Below are 15910 nucleotides of genomic sequence, written 5' to 3' on the forward strand. Positions count from 1 at the left end.
CTACCCGTCCGCCAGCTTGGACAGCAGGCGCAGGAACGTGGCGGCTTCGCGAGGGGTGAGGGGGGCGAGCGTCTCGTCGGTGACCTCGTGAGCGATCGGCAGGAGCGCTTCGATCGCCGTGCGGCCCTCGTCGGTGAGATCGACCAGGAGGCGGCGGCGGTCCTGCGCGTGCGGGGTAAGCGCGACGAGGCGGCGCGCCTTCAGCCGGTCGATTACGCCCTTGATGGTCGCCGCGTCCATGGCGATCAGCTGGCCGAGCCGGTTCTGCGAGGTCTCGCCGACCTCGTAAAGCTTGGCGAGAGTGGCGAATTGCGGCGGCGTGAGGTCACCTATCCTGGCGGCGAAGATCGCCAGATGGCGCTGGTTGGCCTTGCGCAGGACGAAGCCCACCTGTTCGTCCAGGCGGTAGTCTTCTGCCTTGCGGTCTTCCTCCACCAGTTTCAGCTTGCCGGGGACGCTCATCTAAGGCCGTCCTCCCCCTTCACGTCCTCGGCCCTGAGACCGCCCATGCGCGCGTGAACGCGCGGCCCGCAAGCCATGGCGAGGCAGAAAAGGATTTCGTCGGGCCTCGGCCCGTCGGCGATCCCCACCTCCATGGCGTCGAAATGGCTGCGCACGTAAGCGGCGTTGATGTGGCCGAGTGGCACGTCGAGACGGGCGCCGAAGGCTCCGACCTTCTTGGCCGAGGGCACGATGGCTTTGGAGTCGCCCAGCCGCTCGCGCATGGCATAGCCGCCCGGCACATGCCACAGGGCGCCGTGCTCCAGCTCGCCCGCCACCCCGACGATGGCGCCCTTGCCGAAGCCGTCGATCAACGAGATGTCGCCGCCGAGCGTTTCGATAAGGCGGTCGGTAAGCTGCAGGCCGAGCGGTTTCAGATCCTCCATCGCGCTTTCGAGGTCTTCCGCATAACGGCCGGCAAATGGGTTCTTCACCAGCGCCATGGCCGCGGCGCGGCGGCGTGGGGCGGCGGGAGCAGGCCCGCCCTCGTGGAAGATTTCCTCCGACAGAACGGCGATCTTTCGGGCGGTGAATTCAGACATGACAGACGGTCCTCCAGGAGAGCTTGTAGGCACTGCCGCCGGCTGCCGCAAGCGGGCCGCAGATGCGGCTTTCGCCGCGCAGGAAAAGGGCGGCGGAATGGATCAGGCCGCGTTCGGCCATGGCATTCGCGGTCGCTAGGCCGCGCTCGAGCGCGGCGGCCACCTCGACGTCGGAAAACGGGCCGACATCCTGCGTCACCAGCCGGTCGCCGAGATCGCTGTCGGGGTCGATTTGCGAAGCGGGCACGCGGGCAATGCCCGGATGGCCGGGCAGATCGACGACGTTGGCGATCAGCGTTGCGGCAACATCGGCTTGTGCCGCGTTCTCCGCCAATACGGTGACGGCATCGGCGATGCCCAGCGAATGACTGCGCCCGCGCCAGCCGCTGGTGGCGATGCCGCGCACGGAATCCTCCGCGCTAATGGCCAGATGATCTGCGAAGCCGTGGCCGGTGCCGGCGATCGCCGCGTCCATGTGTTCGCCCGGCGCCAGGTAAAGCGCGACGTCACCGCCATTGTTGACATAGGCGCGCCGGAGACGGCGGCCTGCGACCAAGGCCGTCAGCATCTCGTCCGCCACGCCGCCTGCCACCGCCGCCATGGGTGTGACGAAGGTCGGGGCGTGGCTCCTTGCTGCCTCTTCCATGCGTCTCGCCGTGGAGAAGCGGAGGGTGCGGGAGGCTTCGCTCACGGGCTGGCGCAACAGGGGAAGTTCCGTGACCAGCTCTTCCAGAACGGTTCCGAAACGATTCGCGGCCTGGGTGTAGGCTGCCTGCCGCTCGACCTCGGCGCCGAAGGCTTCGACGATGAGATCGATGGGACCGTGGTTCATGTGCAACCGGCGGCGGTCTGCAAGCCAGGTGACGGCGGGACCGTTCATCCCTTCGGCTCCCGGCGCAGTTGCTGCAGCAGTGGCCAGGGGTTCCCTGCGGGCGCGGCCTTCTCTTCGCGGCTGTTGAAATACTCGCCGCCCTTTTCCAGCACGTCCTCGATCGAGCGGATCTCGTCCGCATAGCCGCCGAGGCGGATATAGTCATCGCGGCGCAGCGTGAATTCGATGGGTGCCACGAGTGCGGGTGTGGGCACGTAGCCGAAGGCGTTGTCGGGCATGCGCGTGACGTCGACCATTAGCGTAATGCCGCCGCCCGGCCAGACATAGACCGGCGCACCACCGCAGGTGACGTAGGTCCGAAGCCCCTGCACGGAACGGGTGAGATTGACGGGGTTTTCAGTCACGCCGGCGCGAAGCGAGCCGCCCGCTCCGCCCATGAAAAGCACGGTGCAAAGGGCGGGTTCGCAATTTTCCTCGATGAGGTCGACGGATTTGCGCAGCCGCTCCGGGAACTGCTTCTGCACGGGCTTCAGATCGTCGTCGAGCTCGTAATAGGCGAACTGCTCGCCCGTGGTTGAGACCATGAGTAGGGAGAGGCCCGGCCGCGCCCCTTTCTTGGCGTTGAAATCGCCCAGAATTTCCAGCGGATCGGAGATCGTCGTGCCGCCCCAGCCGAGCCCCGGCTCGGAGACCTTGAAATAGCGACCGGGGGTGGAGCGGCGGCCGATGATCTTTATGCCGGTATCCTCCCAGCCGATCACCTTGCCGGCCTGGTGCTCGGAGACGACGCCGGTGATATGGTCGTCGACCACCACGACCTCGTCCACCAGCCCGCGCCACTGGGTGGCGAACATGCCTATTGCTGCCGAGCCGCAACCGACCCGCATGCGCTCCTCGCGCCTGCCGTCGATGATCGGGGCGGCGCCGGCTTGGACGACGACCGTGGCACCGCCGTCGATGGAAAGCTCTACCGGCTTCTTGTTGCACAGGTCCATGAGTGTGCTGCAAGTGACGCGGCCTTCCGCCTTGGAGCCGCCGGTGAGATGCTTCACGCCGCCGAGCGAGAGCATCTGCGAGCCGTACTCGGCGGTGGTGACGTGGCCCACCGGCTCGCCTTCGGCGCGCACCATGGCGGTCTCGGGGCCGAGATGCCGGTCGGTGTCGATCTTCACCTTGACGCCGCAATAGGAGAAGATGCCCTCGGTGACGACGGTGACGAGATCGACGCCTTCAACTTCCTGAGAGACAATGAAGGGCGCCGGCTTATAGTCCGGATAGGTGGTGCCGGCGCCGATGGCACTGACGAAGCGGCGCTTGGTGTTGACCAATTCGCCGTTCCACGGCTCCTCGCCGCCGAAGGGGACCAGCGGGGCGCTCTCCTCCTCGGCGTGTTCCAAAATGGTCACGGGGTCGCAGCGCGTTATTTTGCCGCCGAAATTGCCGTAGCGGTCGCAGGCGCCGGTGCGGCCCTCGGCGATGTAGCACATCACCGGACAGGCGTCGCAGCGCAGCTTTTCGCCGGCGGGCTTTTGCGGTGGCTCGACCTCGAAACGCTCGAAAAGCTCGTTCATAAGGCTTTCTCCACCGCCTGAATCGCCTCAAGCACGCGTGCGGGCGTGGCCGGCACTTTTGTGATCTCGGCGCCCGTGGCGTGGCGGATGGCGTTGAGAATCGCCGGTGCGGTCGGAATAAGCACGTGCTCGCCCAGCCCCTTGACGCCGAACGGGCCTTCCGGGTCCGGCACTTCCACCAGAATGGTCTCGATCTCCGGTACGTCGCCGATGGTAGGGATGAGATAGTCGTGCAGGTTTTCGGTGTGGCCTGGAATGTACTCCTCCATCAGCGCCAAGCCGATGCCTTGCGCGATGCCGCCTTCGATCTGGCCCTCGGCGAGAAGCGGGTTGACGGCGCGGCCGACATCATGGGCGGCGGTGAACTTCAGGAGCTTCACCGTGCCGAGCGTCACGTCCACCTCCAGCTCCACCAATTGGGCGCCATAGCCGTAGACGGCGTAGGGCTTGCCCTGGCCCTTTTCGTCGAGGGCCTCAGTCGGCGGGTCGTAGGTGGCCTCAGCGGCGAAGGCATAGCCGTCCGCGTCCAAGGGTAGCGAAGAAAGGGCGATGCTGCGCCGCACCTCGCCTTCGCTCACCAGTAGGTGCTGGCCCTCGATGGCAATCTCCGCCGCTTCCGAGACGTTGGCGAAGCGCAGGATCTTCTCGCGCAGCTGACGGCCCGCAAGTTCCGCGGCCTTGCCGGAGACAAAGGTCTGGCGCGAGGCCGAGGTCTTGCCGGCGTCCGGTGTTATCCCCGTGTCGCCGCCCAGAAGCGTGAAAGTGGAAAGGGGGAGGCCGAGAGCGTCGGCGCAGATCTGGGTCACGACAGTGTTCGAACCCTGGCCGATGTCGACGGCACCCTGGTGCAGGACGACGCGGCCGGACGGCGTTATGCCGAGCCTGATGGTCGAGGGGTTGGGCAGCGAGGTGTTGCCGCAGCCATACCAGCAGGAGGCGACGCCGACGCCGCGGCGGGTCTTGCCGGCGGTGGCGTTGAGACGGGCGGCGGTGTCGAGGGCGCGCCGCCATTGCGGGCGCAGCTCTTCCAGGCACTGGCGGATGCCGACACCGCTTGTCAGAAGCTGGCCGCAGGTCGTCTTCTGTCCGTTGGTCAGGGCGTTGAGGATGCGGAATTCCAGCCGGTCGAGGCCGAGCTTTTCGGCCAGCCGGTCGTAGAGCGTCTCCTGCATGATCGTTGCCTGCGGCACGCCGAAGCCGCGGAAGGCGCCGGAGATCGGCCCGTTGGTGTGGATGGCGCGGCCGACGGCGCGGTAGTTGAGTGTGACATAGGGGCCGGAGGCGTGCACCGGCACGCGATTGGCCACTGTCGGCCCCCAGCTCGCATAGGCGCCGGTGTTGAAATCACCCTCGAAGACCATGCCGGTGATGCGGCCCTCTGCATCCGCGCTGATGGTGGCCTTCATGGCGGCGGGATGGCGCTTGGTGGTGGAGCGCATGGAATCGCCGCGCGTATAGACGAGTGCTGCCGGCCGGCCGGTCTTCAGCGCCACGAGGCCGATCAGCGGCTGCAGTGAGATGTCGAGCTTAGAGCCGAAGCCGCCGCCAGTCGCCAGCGGCACGATGCGCACCTTCTCGGGCGGCAGACCGAGCACGGCGGCAGTGTCGTCGCGGTCCATATAGGGGGCCTGGGTGCAAGCCTTGATGATGAGCGTGTCGCCCTCCATGGCGGCAAAGCCGGCCTCGGGTTCGATATACGCATGCTCGACATAGGAGGTCTCGACGGCGCCGCTGACGGTGGCATGGGCATTCGCCAGGGCAGCCTCCGGGTCGCCGCACTCGACATAGCCCTGCGTCAGAAGGTTGCCGTTGCGGCCCTCGTGCAGCGGCGGGAGAATCTTCGCCTCATCGGGGGAAAGCGCGTGGGGAAGCTCCTTCCAGACGATCGGGAAATCGGCCGGGTCAAGATCCTCGATCGCCGCGCGCTCGCCGGCAATCAACGCCACGGCTTCACCACGGAAGCGCGCCCGGTGTTCCGCCAGCGCAGGCTGATCGGCGAAGGGCGGGATGACGCCGAAGCGGTTGCGGCCGGGGATGTCGGCGGCGGTGAAGACGGCCAGGACGCCGGGATGGGCGCGGACGAAAGCCTCCGTGTCACCGATCTCGAACGCCGCATGCCAGTGCGGCGAACGCACCACCAGAACTGAAAGCGCATCCTTGGGCCGCTCGTCGGCACCGAAAATCTCCGCACCCGTCACCTTGCGCTCGCCGTCGAGACGGATGGGCGAGGCCCCGACGGCGGCACGGGAGGGGATGAGTGCGGTGTCGAGTGCAGTTGGACCATTGGCGTTCGTCACCGCCCGCACGATCTTCCGGTACCCCGTGCAGCGGCAAAGAACGCCACCCAAGGCATCCTGCACCTCCGCCTCGCTGGGCGCCGGGTTCTTCTCCAGAAGCGCCGTCGCCGTCACCAGTAGGCCCGGCGTGCAGATGCCGCATTGGGCGGCGCCATGGCGCAGGAACGACTGCTGCAGGGCGGACAGGCTGCCGTTGGCAAGGCCCTCCACTGTGCGTACGCTCGCTCCTTCCACGCTGGCGGCGGACATCAGACAGGCGCACACCACTTCGTCGTCAACGATGACCGAACAGGCGCCGCAATCGCCGGCGTCGCAGCCGACCTTGGTGCCGGTCAGGCCGAGTTCATCGCGTAGGACGGCCGAGAGGCGCTCCACCGGCGAGACGTCGATTGCGACGGTCGTGCCGTTGATCTCGAAGCAGAGGGGGATGGTTGCGAGGCTCATGCGGCAAGCCCTCCCTCTGCGTCGCCGCCCGTCGCCTGGAGCGATGCGCGGGCGACGATCTCGCGCGCCGCCTGCAAGCGGTAGCTCGCCGTGCCGCGCACGTCGTCAATGGGCGAGAGTTCGGGGAAGTTGTAGGTGGCGACGATGCCGGAGCACGCCTGCGGCGGCTCACCCTTCAGCCTTTCCTCCAGACCAACAAGGCGTTGGGCGACGGCCGAGCATGAGCCGACGGAGATGGCAGCTTCGGCGACCTTTCCTTCGGCGACCACCACGCGCGCCGCCGCCATGGCGATGGAGATCACAAGATAGCGGCGGGCGCCGAGCTTGACGAAGCCGGACGTGCCGGAAGCTGCCTGCCTGGGGATGCGGACGGCGGTGACCATTTCGCCGGGCCCAAGCGCTGTCTTTCGGTTGCCGAGGATGAAATCCTTCAGCGGCAGGATGCGCTTTTCCCTTGCCGAGCGGATTTCCACCTCGGCGTCGAGGATGAGGAGCGGCGGCACCCCATCGGCGGCGGGCGAGGCGTTGCAGAGATTGCCGGCGACTGTGCCGCTGTTCTGGATTTGGATCGAGCCCACCTCGCGCGCGGCCAGCTTCAGCGCGTCGAAGGCGGGTGGCAGGGGATGGCGCAGAAGCTCCGTCCAGGTGGCGCGGGCGCCGATGACGATATGGTTCTCGGTCTCCGAAACACCCTTCAGGGCGGCAAGGCCGTTGATGTCGAGAACGTCATCACGTAGCGGCGCGCTACCGAGTGCGGGATAGAAATCCGTGCCGCCGGCGAGGATCGTCCACCGCGCCTCGCCCAAAAGCCGAAGCGCTTCCTCAAGGTCGGTTGGTTTCGCGTAGCGTATCGCCATGCCGCGCTTGCCTGCTCGCTCCCCGTCGCGCCTTCTCTTGTCGTTCGTATGGGCGCGGAATTCGTTCGTGTACAAATGATATACCTCGCGGCTGGCTTGTCAAAGGGGAACATTGGGCTAGGTTGCCGGAGGAACCAGACAAGATCGGATCGTCGTTTCACGGGATCGATGATCCGATCCAGTCCTTTGTTTTGTCGCAATTCCGGACGGAAAACCGGTTTCCGCTTTTCCTGGAATTGCTCTAACGGAGACGCGGCATGGCCGACGAGGCGCTCATCGTCATCGACGTTCAGAACGATTTCTGCCCCGGCGGGGCGCTGGCCGTGGAGGCGGGGGACGAGGTGGTGCCGCTGATCAATCAGCTGATCCAGCGCTTCGACCATGTGGTGCTGACGCAGGACTGGCATCCGGCCGGCCACTCCAGCTTCGCCTCTTCGCATCCGGGCAAGGCGCCGTTCGAGACGATCGGGATGCCGTACGGGGAACAGACACTGTGGCCGGACCATTGCGTACAGGGGACGAGAGGCGCGGCGTTCCACGAGGGGCTTGAATGGACCAAGGCGGAGCTCGTCATCCGCAAGGGATTCCGCAAGGAAATTGACAGCTACTCGGCCCTTTTCGAGAACGACCACGAGACGCCGACGGGCCTCACCGGCTATCTGCGGGAGCGTGGCATCGCCAGGGTGACGCTCGCAGGCCTCGCAACCGATTTCTGCGTGGCGTTTTCAGCGCTCGACGCGCGGCAGCAGGGGTTCGAGGCGACTGTGCTCCTGCAAGCCTGCCGGGGGATCGATCTCGGCGGTTCGATGGCGGCGATGATGCAGCGGATGCGGGAGGCGGGAGTGGTGCTCGCCTGAACTCCCTCCCCTCGAGGGGAGGGATGGACGGACCGAAGGTCCGGGGTGGGGGCCTTGCGGCCGCGCTCGGCGTTGACAGGCAGCAGCGGAGGAGATGCCAAGGTCGGCACGCGGGCTGCGGTGACCCCACCCGTCCAGCCGCCGGAAGGGGGCTGTCCACCCTCCCCTCAAGGGGGAGGGATCAGCCGACCCCCACATAGCGGTGCACCATCTCGGGATCCTCGCGCAGCCGCTCCACCTCCACCGTCTCCCGGTTCTGCCCGTTCTCGATGAAAGATACCCGGTCGGCGACGGGGAGCACGGCGTCCACACGCTGTTCCACCAGTATCGTGGATACGCCATGCTCCCTCAGACCGGCCACGGTCTCGCGGATGCGGGCGATCATGGAGGGCATGAGGCCCTCTGTCGGCTCATCGAGAAGGAGCACGTCCGGCTCCAGGCACAGTGCGCGGGCCATGGCGAGCATCTGCTGTTCGCCGCCGGAAAGGGTGCCGGAGCGCTGTTTCAGCCGCTCGCGCAGGACGGGGAAGAGGCCGAGCACGTGCTCGTGCGTGGCTTCCCCCTTGTTGCGGGTCATCAGGCCGATTTCCAGGTTTTCGGCGACGGTGAGCTCGGCGAAGAGGCGGCGTCCCTGCGGCACATAGGCGACGCCCGCCTTGGGCACCTGGTGGGCGGGAAGGCGCGACAGCTCGGTCTCGCCTTTCAAGATCTTGCCAGCGCGCACCGGCAGGAGGCCCATGACCGCCTTCAGGGCGGTGGTCTTGCCGGCGCCGTTGCGGCCGAGCAGGCAGTGCACCTCGCCCTGCCGCAATTCGAGCGAGAGGCCGCGCAGGACCTGGACTTCGCCGTAGAAGCAGTCGATCGCGTCGAGTTTCAGCGCCGTCGCCATCGTCAGCCTCCGAGATACGCTTGCTGGACGGCCTTGTCGGCGCGGATTTCGGCCGGCGTGCCCTCGGCGAGGATGCGGCCCTGGTCCATGACGGTGATGCGCTCGGCCAGCGCCATTACCACGTCCATGTTGTGCTCGATGAGGAGAACCGTGGCGTCCCGGCCGATCTCGCGCACCAGGGCGATGAAGCTGTCGATCTCACCGTCGGAAAGGCCCTGCGTCGGCTCGTCGAGGATCAGGAGGCGCGGCTTCAGCGCCAGGCCCATGGCGACTTCGAGAAGCCGCTGATGGCCGTAGGCAAGGTTGCCGGCGCGCTTTTCCGCGAAGGCCGCCAAACCGGTCTTCTCCAGCGCCGCCATGCCGTCTTCCTTGAGCGCATGCGCCGTCGGGCGCGCCTCTCTGTCGTCGAGCAGATGGCGCTGGACGGCGAGCGCCACATTGTCGAAGACGGTGAGGCCCGAAAAGATGCTGGTGATCTGGAAGGTATAGGCAATGCCGGCGCGCACGCGCTTGTGGGCGGGCAGGCGTGAGACGTCGCGGCCGTCGAAGACGACGCTTCCCGACGACGGCAGGATGCGGCCGCAGACGAGGCTGACGAAGGTGGTCTTGCCGGCGCCGTTGGGGCCGATGATAGCGCGGATCTGCCCTTCCGGCAGGGCGAAGTCCACCTCCTGCACCGCCTTCAGCCCGCCGAAGGCGCGGCTCAGGCCCCGCGTCGAAAGAAGCGGCGTCACGGCAGCCATGGCAGCCACCTTTCGCGCACCGTGCCGGCGATGCCCTTCGGGAAATAGAGTATGAGCAGGATGAGGGCGAGGCCGACGACCAGCAGATACGCGGTGGTGTAATCCGACGCGGTATCGATGATGTAGAACATGAACAACGTGCCGACGAAGGGCCCCAACGTGGTCGCGGCACCACCGAGAAGAACCCAGAGCAGCGGCAGGATGGAATACTGGATCGAGGCAAAGCCGGAGCCGACATAGCCGAAGAGCACGGCGTAGGCCGCGCCCGCGGCAGCACAGATAAGGCCCGAGATCACTACGGAACCGAGCTTGTTGGCGAACACGTCGTAGCCCAGCATGCGCATGCGCTCCTCATTTTCGCGGATGGCGATCAGCGCCCGGCCGTAGGGGGAGCGGACGAGGAAGAGTGTGAGGCCGAGCGCGATTGTCAGCAGCGCCAGTGCCGCCATATAGCGGGTGGTCGGGTCGGTCAGGCTGAAGCTCGCGCCCGGCAGGGCGAGCGTACGCATCGCCTGCGGCAGGACGAGGCCCTCCTCGCCACGCGTGTAGGTCGTGAAGTAGAGGGTGGTCAGGTAGAAGACCTGGGCGAACATGAGCGTGACGATCATGAAGGCGACGCCCGTGGTCCTCAGCGCCAGAAAGCCGATGACCAGCGCGAGAAGGGTGCCGGCGAGAAGGCCGGCGCCGAGGGCCGGCCAGACGCTCCACCCTAGATGATAGATGGTGAGACCGGTGCCGTAGAGGCCGGCGGCGAAGAACATCGCGTGGCCGAGGCTCAACAGCCCAGTATAGCCGAAGGCCAGATTGTAGCCCATAGCGAAAACGGCCAGCACCATGACGCGGGAGAAGATGCCGCGGTGGTATTCCGGCAGCAGGAAGTTGAGGGCGAAGAGTAGCAGAATAACAGCTGCGTGGAGCCAGAGGCTTCGTGCATCCCTCATCGCGCCACCGTCCCGAACAGGCCTTGGGGGCGGAAGACCAGCACCAGAGCGACCAGGAGAGTGGCCAGCATCTTGGCGAGCGTTGGCGAAAAGAACATGGAGATGATGCCGTCCGAAAGGCCGATGAGGATCGCCGCGACCACCGTGCCGCGCAGCGAGCCGAGCCCACCGATGATAACGACGATGAAGGACAGAAGCAGCGGGTCGAGGCCCATCAGGTAGTGGGCCTGCTGGATGGGGACGATGAGGACTGCTGCGACGGCCGCAAGTGCGGCGCCGAGTGCGAAGACGCCGGCATAGACGCGGTCGACGGGGATGCCGAAAGCCTGCGCCGTCTCGCGGTCGAACTGGGTGGCGCGCATGACCAGGCCAATCTTCGTGCGCGTGAGCAGAACCCAGGTGGCGAGCATCATGAGAGCAGAGGCGGCGATGACGGCGAGCTTATAGGCCGAGTAGCCGAACCAGGGCAGGCTGATGCGCATGTCGAACGGCGCCTGAACCGGCCGCGCCTCCGGCCCGTAGAAGGTGAGCGCAAGCTGCTGGAGAATATAGAGGAGGCCGATGGTGGCGACGATGGTGGCTTCCGGCTCGTAATTGAGCCGGCTCAGCACCAGGCGCTCGGCAATGAAGGCGACCGCGGCGACGACCAGCGGGCTGAGGATGAGGGCGAGAAGGAAGCCGATGGCCGGATGACCGCTCACGAGGCTGGCAAACCACCAGGCGAGCACGGCGCCCAGCATGTAGAACTCGCCATGGGCGACGTTGACAACGCGCATGACGCCGAAAACCAGCGACAGGCCGAGCGCCATGAGCGCCAGCACCGCCGCCGTGACGAGGCCTTCAAGGGTGGCGAGGAGGAGGTACGGTCCAAAGGCCATGGGCGGTTGGGTTTCCGGGAGTGCGTCTTCTGCGGTCTCGGGTTATCGTCGCGCGGCCACTCGGACCCCCTCCGGCAGGCCGGAGGGGTTTAGGTGTCAGGCGTCAACACTCCGGCCCTGATCAGAACGACATCGTTGTGTAATCCGCCTCCGGCTCGTACAGCCCGTCGTCGATCGACGTCCGGTGCACCACCTCCAGCTTGCCGTCCTTCACCTGGCTGATGTTCTGCTCACCGAAGACCTGGTGGATCTTGCCGTTGAAGACCTTCGGGCCCTGCGGGTGCTCGCGCCCGGCCTCCATCTCCGTCATTGCTTCGGTGGCCTCGATCAGCTTGGTGCGGTCATCCGGCCCCTGGTAGTCGGCGGTCTCCATGGCGGCTTTGATGACGTAGAGCGTTTCCCAGCAGCCGAACATGTGGGCTGCGGTGGAAACGTCCTGCGGGTCGTTCCGGCTTGCGCCGTTCTCGTCGATGCCGACGGTCTCGCGGTAGAACGTCATATAGTCCGGCTGGTCCGGCTGCGCATAGCGCGGCATGCCTTCCCAGAAATGGCTGCCCTCGAGGAACTCGAGGCCGGGGCTGTTGATGTCGACGGCCTCCAGCGAATCGATGAAGCCGAAGAGCTGCGGCCCGCCGGAGCCGAAGAACTCGCCCATCTCCTTGACGAAGGTGAGCACCGCCGGGCCGACCATGACGTGGTAGATGACGTCGGTATCGCGCGGGATCTGCGGGAAATAGCGGGTAAACGAGGTCTCCGTCGGCGGGATCGGCACCTTGGCGATCACCTCGCCGCCCTGTGCCTGGATCGCCGGCTCGAAGAAATCGCGGTGGTCGTGGCCGAAAGCGTAGTCGGGATAGACTAGTGTGACCTTCTTGCCGAGATTGTCGGCAATCCACGGAGCGACGGAGCGCACCTGCGCCTTCACATCGGTGATGCCCGGCTGCACACAGTAGCGGTTCATCTTGCCGGAGGCGACGTGGTAGCCCTCGCTCACCACGTAGTAGGGGATCTTCAACTCGCCCGCCATCGGAGCGGAGCCGACGACAACGTGCGAGAAGAGCGTGCCGTAGACAAGGTCCACCTTGTGCTGGTTGGCGAATTTCTGCACCACCTCGGAGCCTCGCGCCGGATCCGTGCCGTCGTCCTCGATGACGATCTCCAGCGGCCGCCCGTTGATGCCGCCCTCGTCGTTGATGAGCTTGGCGGTGGCGGTGGTCACGCGCTCGTACCAGCGGCCATAGGCAGCGCCGATACCGGTGCGGTGGCACTGGAAACCGATCCTGATGGGCTCCGAAGACTGCGCTTGGGCATAGCGCACGAAGCCGGGTGCGGCCATCAGACCGGCGGCGGCGCCGAGACCCTTGAGCGCTGTCCTGCGGGTGAGCCCGCTACTTGAAAGAATGTTGGAATTGCGATCTTCCCTCATGCCGGTTCCCCTTCATCGGCTGTCGTGGCCAAGTGTCCAGGCTGTTTTGCGCGATGTTTTTTGTTGCCGAAAATCACTTGTGTACAAACTAAATCACCAATCGCGGCTTTCGGCAATACGGCATCGCACAAGCGGAGTGCTGCGCATCTTATCCGGCTGTCGGCGTCGAGAGAAGCCACAGGCCGAAGACGGTATAACCGATCATCAGAACGGTCATGGGTATCTGGCTCAGGCTGGCGCGGCGGACCGAGCCGTAGAGCCGGTAGGCCACGGCATGGGCGAGAACGACCGCCAGGACGTGGCCGGCGACGATGGCCGCGGCCTGTGCATTCCAGATTACCCAGGCGGCGCGGGCACCCAGCACCATGCCCGCATCGACATGGGCGATCGACGTGCCGAAGAGGTTCCAGCCCTTGAAGAAGGGGTCGGACAAGGCGGCGAGCGCATACTGGCCGTTGACCAGAAGGGCCGTGAGATAGTGGGAGAAGTGATAGGCGAGCGCGATGGGCACGATGGACCAGACGAGGAGACCCGCCGCCCGGCTCCATTCACGCCCGCCGGCCAGACGCTCGCCCGCCCATGTGGCGAGCGCGAAGGCGGCCCCGAGGCAGAGGAAAACGGCGAGGAGGCCGAGCGTGTTCTGCCACATCACCGCGGAGCGGCCGGGAAACTCCAGCGGGTTGATGCCGATCAGGCCGAGCCAGAAGAAGGTGCGCATGAGGCCATCGAAGGAGACGGAGGCGAGGCCCAGAAGAAGAAATGCGACGCCGCTTGGCGGCAAAGGCTGCGCTTCCATAAGCTTGCCGCCGGGCAGGCCGAGGGATAGGCGGAGGCCTTTCGGCGTCTTGCGGGCCTCGAAGAGGGAGAGCCGGGACAGCATGCGGAAGAAGACGGAGAGAAACTCCATGCGCCCGGTCCACGCCTCGTAGCCGAAAAGGCACATGCCGGCGAACGCGAAAAGCCAGTAGGCAAGGGCGGCGGCGGCCAACCGTGCCGGGTCGTCCGGGGCGGTATCGATCAGCTCGAACCAGGCGAAGGCGAAGAGCAGGAGCAGGGCGGGCTTGTAGCCGAGCCGCGCGGGAAGTTTGAGCCATCCGGTCTTTCGGCCCGTCAGGTGCGCGAAGAGCGTCCATGGACCGTACCAGGGATTGAGCCACCCCCAGAGGTTTCCGAACAGACCATGGGCGAGGGTGAGGCCCACCCAAAGCAGCGTCCAGACCGTCAGCGGCAGCGGATTGGCGAGCGGATCGCGGCTGCCGGATATGCCGGCGTAAAGGAGGAGCGTGAAGAAGACGAAGGAGAGGAAGCTTACGGCAGCGCGCTTGTCTATAGGCAGGTTGGCGAGCGGCAGGCGCCTTTCGCCCAGCCCCGCAACGGTTCGCGGCGGCAGGAAGACGAGCGCGATGAAGCTCGCCGCCACCGCCACCGCCCCGCCGAGGGCGTAAAATTGCGTCGGCAGAAGAAGCACATGCCCCCGCTCCGAGGCATGTGCGAAGGCCGGTCCACACAGGGCGAGAACTGCGAAGGGTGTGCCGGAGACGGAGAGGAAGGCGCGGCAGCGGGCAGCGGAGAATCGCATGCCGCCAATGTGGCCGAGGCGGGGCGATTTGAAAAGCAGGCGGGCGCGCGCCCCGCTTCAGAAGCGCGCGCCCGGGTTCGTTATATTCCGAGAATCGTCTTTGCTTCGTTCAGTGATGCTTCGGATGCGGCGTGGTCGCCGGCCTGGTGCTGCTGTTCGCCCGCGGCGCGCAGCTCCATGACCCTTGCCCTTTCCTCGTCCGAGAGGCTGGCCGTCTCCAGGGCCGCGTCCACCTCCGCCATGAGGGCGGGGCATTGACCGGCCAGGGCCACTACGGGGAAAGCAAACAGCGACAATGCGAGAATGATGGAACGCAACATGGAAAGTTCCTCCTTTGCCAGCGTGGCATCTGCTGCAATATGCCGGCGTAATGGACCATACCGCCGCACCCGGGTGCTGTGAAGAAGCAGCGCGCTCACGATTGCGCGAGCTTTTCCGGCACGGGTGGCGGCCGGCCAGCTGCTTCCGCCAAGTCTTGGCGCTGGGGTGCCGCCCCCACACGCTTGGCAAGCGCGTCGGCATCGAAGGGCGCACGCACCTTCACGTCGTTGTCGAAATAGACAAAGACATCGCGCCCGCGGTCGAGTGGTTTGGTCGGGGGGAGCACACGCTCGGCATCCTTGGGTTCGCCGCCGCGCTCCCAAGCCCGCACGCGTTTTGCCCAGCGGTCGAGTGCCTCGTCATCATAGCCGCTCGTGTAAAGCTGTTCCGAGCCGTGCAGCCGGCAATAGACAAAGTCCGCCGTCAGATCCATGAGCAGAGGCCATTGTGGCGTGTCGGCGCAGACCATCGCCACGCCGTAGCGGCGCAGAAGCTCGATGAAGGCCTCCGTGCGGAAGCTGTCATGACGGATCTCGATGGCATGGCGCAGCGGGCGCTTGGCGTCGGGCTTGAGCCAGGCGCGCCCGGACACGCGCTTGTCATGCCGCCGCGCCAGCCGCGCGGCCTCCTCCGTGTCGTGCGGGAGGAGGGCGAGGAAGGCTTCCAGGCGGTCGGCGTCGAACGCCGTCTGCGGCGGGAGCTGCCAGAGGATAGGCCCCAGCTTCGGCCCCAGCCGCAAGACGCCGGAGGCCAGGAAATTGGAGAGCGGCGTCCGCGCGTCCCGCAGCTTCAGCATATGTGTGATGTAGCGCGAGCCCTTGATCGCGAAGACGAAGTCATCCGGCGTTTCCTCGCTCCAGCGGGCAAAGCTCCCCGGCCGCTGCAAGCTGTAGAACGTGCCGTTGATCTCGACCGAGCGGAAATGCTCTGCCGCATAGGCGAGTTCTCTCTTCTGGGGCAGTCCTTGCGGATAGAAGACGCCGCGCCAGGGCGGATAGGTCCAGCCGGATATGCCGATGCGGACGGTTCCTGCTTTCGTCATCCTGGCTCCTTCAGCCGAAAGAGGGGCCGGCAACTCGATCGGGGAACGGATGCATGTCCGTATCGTTCCGCCGGTCTCGATCCCCGCTGATGCGGATATGGCTGCCCGCCGATCTTTACATTTGTCGCGGAACGGTGATGATTTACGCCGCCGGCGGCGGCAAAGCCCGCGGCGCGTCTCATTACAATTC

General features: G+C 66.1%; 15 protein-coding genes. 1 reads left to right on the forward strand and 14 read right to left on the reverse strand.

Annotated features, from left to right (window positions below; all coding sequences use genetic code 11):
* Genes N5A92_RS15240 through N5A92_RS15265 form a run of 6 tightly spaced genes read right to left on the reverse strand, consistent with a single transcriptional unit; the run spans position 1 to position 7044 of the window.
* Complete coding sequence (locus N5A92_RS15240) at positions 1-462, reverse strand: MarR family winged helix-turn-helix transcriptional regulator (RefSeq protein WP_260904266.1); 462 nt, start codon at positions 460-462, stop codon at positions 1-3.
* A complete protein-coding gene (locus N5A92_RS15245) occupies positions 459-1043 on the reverse strand; it encodes an amino acid synthesis family protein (RefSeq protein ID WP_260904267.1) in 585 nt (194 codons plus the stop codon). Before N5A92_RS15245 ends, N5A92_RS15240 begins: the two co-directional genes overlap by 4 nt.
* Positions 1036-1923, reverse strand: coding sequence for a UPF0280 family protein (locus N5A92_RS15250; protein WP_260904268.1), 888 nt, complete (start codon positions 1921-1923; stop codon positions 1036-1038). The genes N5A92_RS15245 and N5A92_RS15250 overlap by 8 nt, the downstream gene beginning before the upstream one ends.
* A complete protein-coding gene (locus N5A92_RS15255; protein ID WP_260904269.1) occupies positions 1920-3446 on the reverse strand; it encodes a 6-hydroxynicotinate reductase in 1527 nt (508 codons plus the stop codon). Before N5A92_RS15255 ends, N5A92_RS15250 begins: the two co-directional genes overlap by 4 nt.
* Entirely contained in the window at positions 3443-6187 is a 2745-nt protein-coding gene (locus N5A92_RS15260; RefSeq protein WP_260904271.1) for a molybdopterin-dependent oxidoreductase, read from the reverse strand. Before N5A92_RS15260 ends, N5A92_RS15255 begins: the two co-directional genes overlap by 4 nt.
* Positions 6184-7044: an FAD binding domain-containing protein gene (locus N5A92_RS15265; RefSeq protein WP_260904272.1), complete on the reverse strand. Its 861-nt coding sequence runs from the start codon at positions 7042-7044 to the stop codon at positions 6184-6186. Before N5A92_RS15265 ends, N5A92_RS15260 begins: the two co-directional genes overlap by 4 nt.
* A gap of 257 nt (positions 7045-7301) precedes the next feature.
* On the opposite strand from N5A92_RS15265, the gene pncA reads away from it, so the two are divergent.
* A complete protein-coding gene (gene pncA, locus N5A92_RS15270; protein WP_260904274.1) occupies positions 7302-7901 on the forward strand; it encodes a bifunctional nicotinamidase/pyrazinamidase in 600 nt (199 codons plus the stop codon).
* Between the two features lie 181 nt (positions 7902-8082).
* Here pncA and N5A92_RS15275 read toward each other — a convergent pair whose 3' ends face one another.
* The 8 genes from N5A92_RS15275 to N5A92_RS15310 form a co-directional block, all read right to left on the reverse strand.
* The gene (locus N5A92_RS15275) at positions 8083-8790 is read right to left on the reverse strand and encodes an ABC transporter ATP-binding protein (protein WP_260904275.1); all 708 of its coding nucleotides are present in this window, start codon (positions 8788-8790) and stop codon (positions 8083-8085) included.
* 2 nt (positions 8791-8792) lie between these two features.
* Positions 8793-9524: an ABC transporter ATP-binding protein gene (locus tag N5A92_RS15280; RefSeq protein ID WP_260904698.1), complete on the reverse strand. Its 732-nt coding sequence runs from the start codon at positions 9522-9524 to the stop codon at positions 8793-8795.
* Entirely contained in the window at positions 9521-10474 is a 954-nt protein-coding gene (locus tag N5A92_RS15285; protein WP_260904279.1) for a branched-chain amino acid ABC transporter permease, read from the reverse strand. Before N5A92_RS15285 ends, N5A92_RS15280 begins: the two co-directional genes overlap by 4 nt.
* Positions 10471-11352, reverse strand: a complete 882-nt coding sequence (locus N5A92_RS15290; RefSeq protein ID WP_260904281.1) for a branched-chain amino acid ABC transporter permease — start codon at positions 11350-11352, stop codon at positions 10471-10473. Before N5A92_RS15290 ends, N5A92_RS15285 begins: the two co-directional genes overlap by 4 nt.
* A gap of 121 nt (positions 11353-11473) precedes the next feature.
* Positions 11474-12778: an ABC transporter substrate-binding protein gene (locus tag N5A92_RS15295; RefSeq protein ID WP_260904284.1), complete on the reverse strand. Its 1305-nt coding sequence runs from the start codon at positions 12776-12778 to the stop codon at positions 11474-11476.
* A 148-nt stretch (positions 12779-12926) separates the two neighbouring features.
* Positions 12927-14357 (reverse strand): hypothetical protein, encoded by a 1431-nt coding sequence (locus tag N5A92_RS15300; RefSeq protein ID WP_260904286.1) that lies wholly within the window; start codon positions 14355-14357, stop codon positions 12927-12929.
* Between the two features lie 80 nt (positions 14358-14437).
* Positions 14438-14776: a hypothetical protein gene (locus N5A92_RS15305; protein ID WP_425248589.1), complete on the reverse strand. Its 339-nt coding sequence runs from the start codon at positions 14774-14776 to the stop codon at positions 14438-14440.
* Positions 14773-15720: a DUF72 domain-containing protein gene (locus tag N5A92_RS15310; RefSeq protein WP_260904305.1), complete on the reverse strand. Its 948-nt coding sequence runs from the start codon at positions 15718-15720 to the stop codon at positions 14773-14775. The genes N5A92_RS15305 and N5A92_RS15310 overlap by 4 nt, the downstream gene beginning before the upstream one ends.
* Between the last annotated feature and the right edge of the window lie 190 nt (positions 15721-15910).

This window comes from Chelativorans salis (assembly GCF_025336525.1).
Taxonomy (GTDB): Bacteria; Pseudomonadota; Alphaproteobacteria; order Rhizobiales; family Rhizobiaceae; genus Chelativorans; species Chelativorans salis.

What these genes read in the sequence shown, in the direction of transcription:
- N5A92_RS15240 (WP_260904266.1), bottom strand. Translation starts at nt 462, where the DNA reads ATGAGCGTCCCCGGCAAGCTGAAACTGGTGGAGGAAGACCGCAAGGCA.
- N5A92_RS15245 (WP_260904267.1), bottom strand. Translation starts at nt 1,043, where the DNA reads ATGTCTGAATTCACCGCCCGAAAGATCGCCGTTCTGTCGGAGGAAATC.
- N5A92_RS15250 (WP_260904268.1), bottom strand. Translation starts at nt 1,923, where the DNA reads ATGAACGGTCCCGCCGTCACCTGGCTTGCAGACCGCCGCCGGTTGCAC.
- N5A92_RS15255 (WP_260904269.1), bottom strand. Translation starts at nt 3,446, where the DNA reads ATGAACGAGCTTTTCGAGCGTTTCGAGGTCGAGCCACCGCAAAAGCCC.
- N5A92_RS15260 (WP_260904271.1), bottom strand. Translation starts at nt 6,187, where the DNA reads ATGAGCCTCGCAACCATCCCCCTCTGCTTCGAGATCAACGGCACGACC.
- N5A92_RS15265 (WP_260904272.1), bottom strand. Translation starts at nt 7,044, where the DNA reads ATGGCGATACGCTACGCGAAACCAACCGACCTTGAGGAAGCGCTTCGG.
- pncA (WP_260904274.1), top strand. Translation starts at nt 7,302, where the DNA reads ATGGCCGACGAGGCGCTCATCGTCATCGACGTTCAGAACGATTTCTGC.
- N5A92_RS15275 (WP_260904275.1), bottom strand. Translation starts at nt 8,790, where the DNA reads ATGGCGACGGCGCTGAAACTCGACGCGATCGACTGCTTCTACGGCGAA.
- N5A92_RS15285 (WP_260904279.1), bottom strand. Translation starts at nt 10,474, where the DNA reads ATGAGGGATGCACGAAGCCTCTGGCTCCACGCAGCTGTTATTCTGCTA.
- N5A92_RS15290 (WP_260904281.1), bottom strand. Translation starts at nt 11,352, where the DNA reads ATGGCCTTTGGACCGTACCTCCTCCTCGCCACCCTTGAAGGCCTCGTC.
- N5A92_RS15295 (WP_260904284.1), bottom strand. Translation starts at nt 12,778, where the DNA reads ATGAGGGAAGATCGCAATTCCAACATTCTTTCAAGTAGCGGGCTCACC.
- N5A92_RS15300 (WP_260904286.1), bottom strand. Translation starts at nt 14,357, where the DNA reads ATGCGATTCTCCGCTGCCCGCTGCCGCGCCTTCCTCTCCGTCTCCGGC.
- N5A92_RS15310 (WP_260904305.1), bottom strand. Translation starts at nt 15,720, where the DNA reads ATGACGAAAGCAGGAACCGTCCGCATCGGCATATCCGGCTGGACCTAT.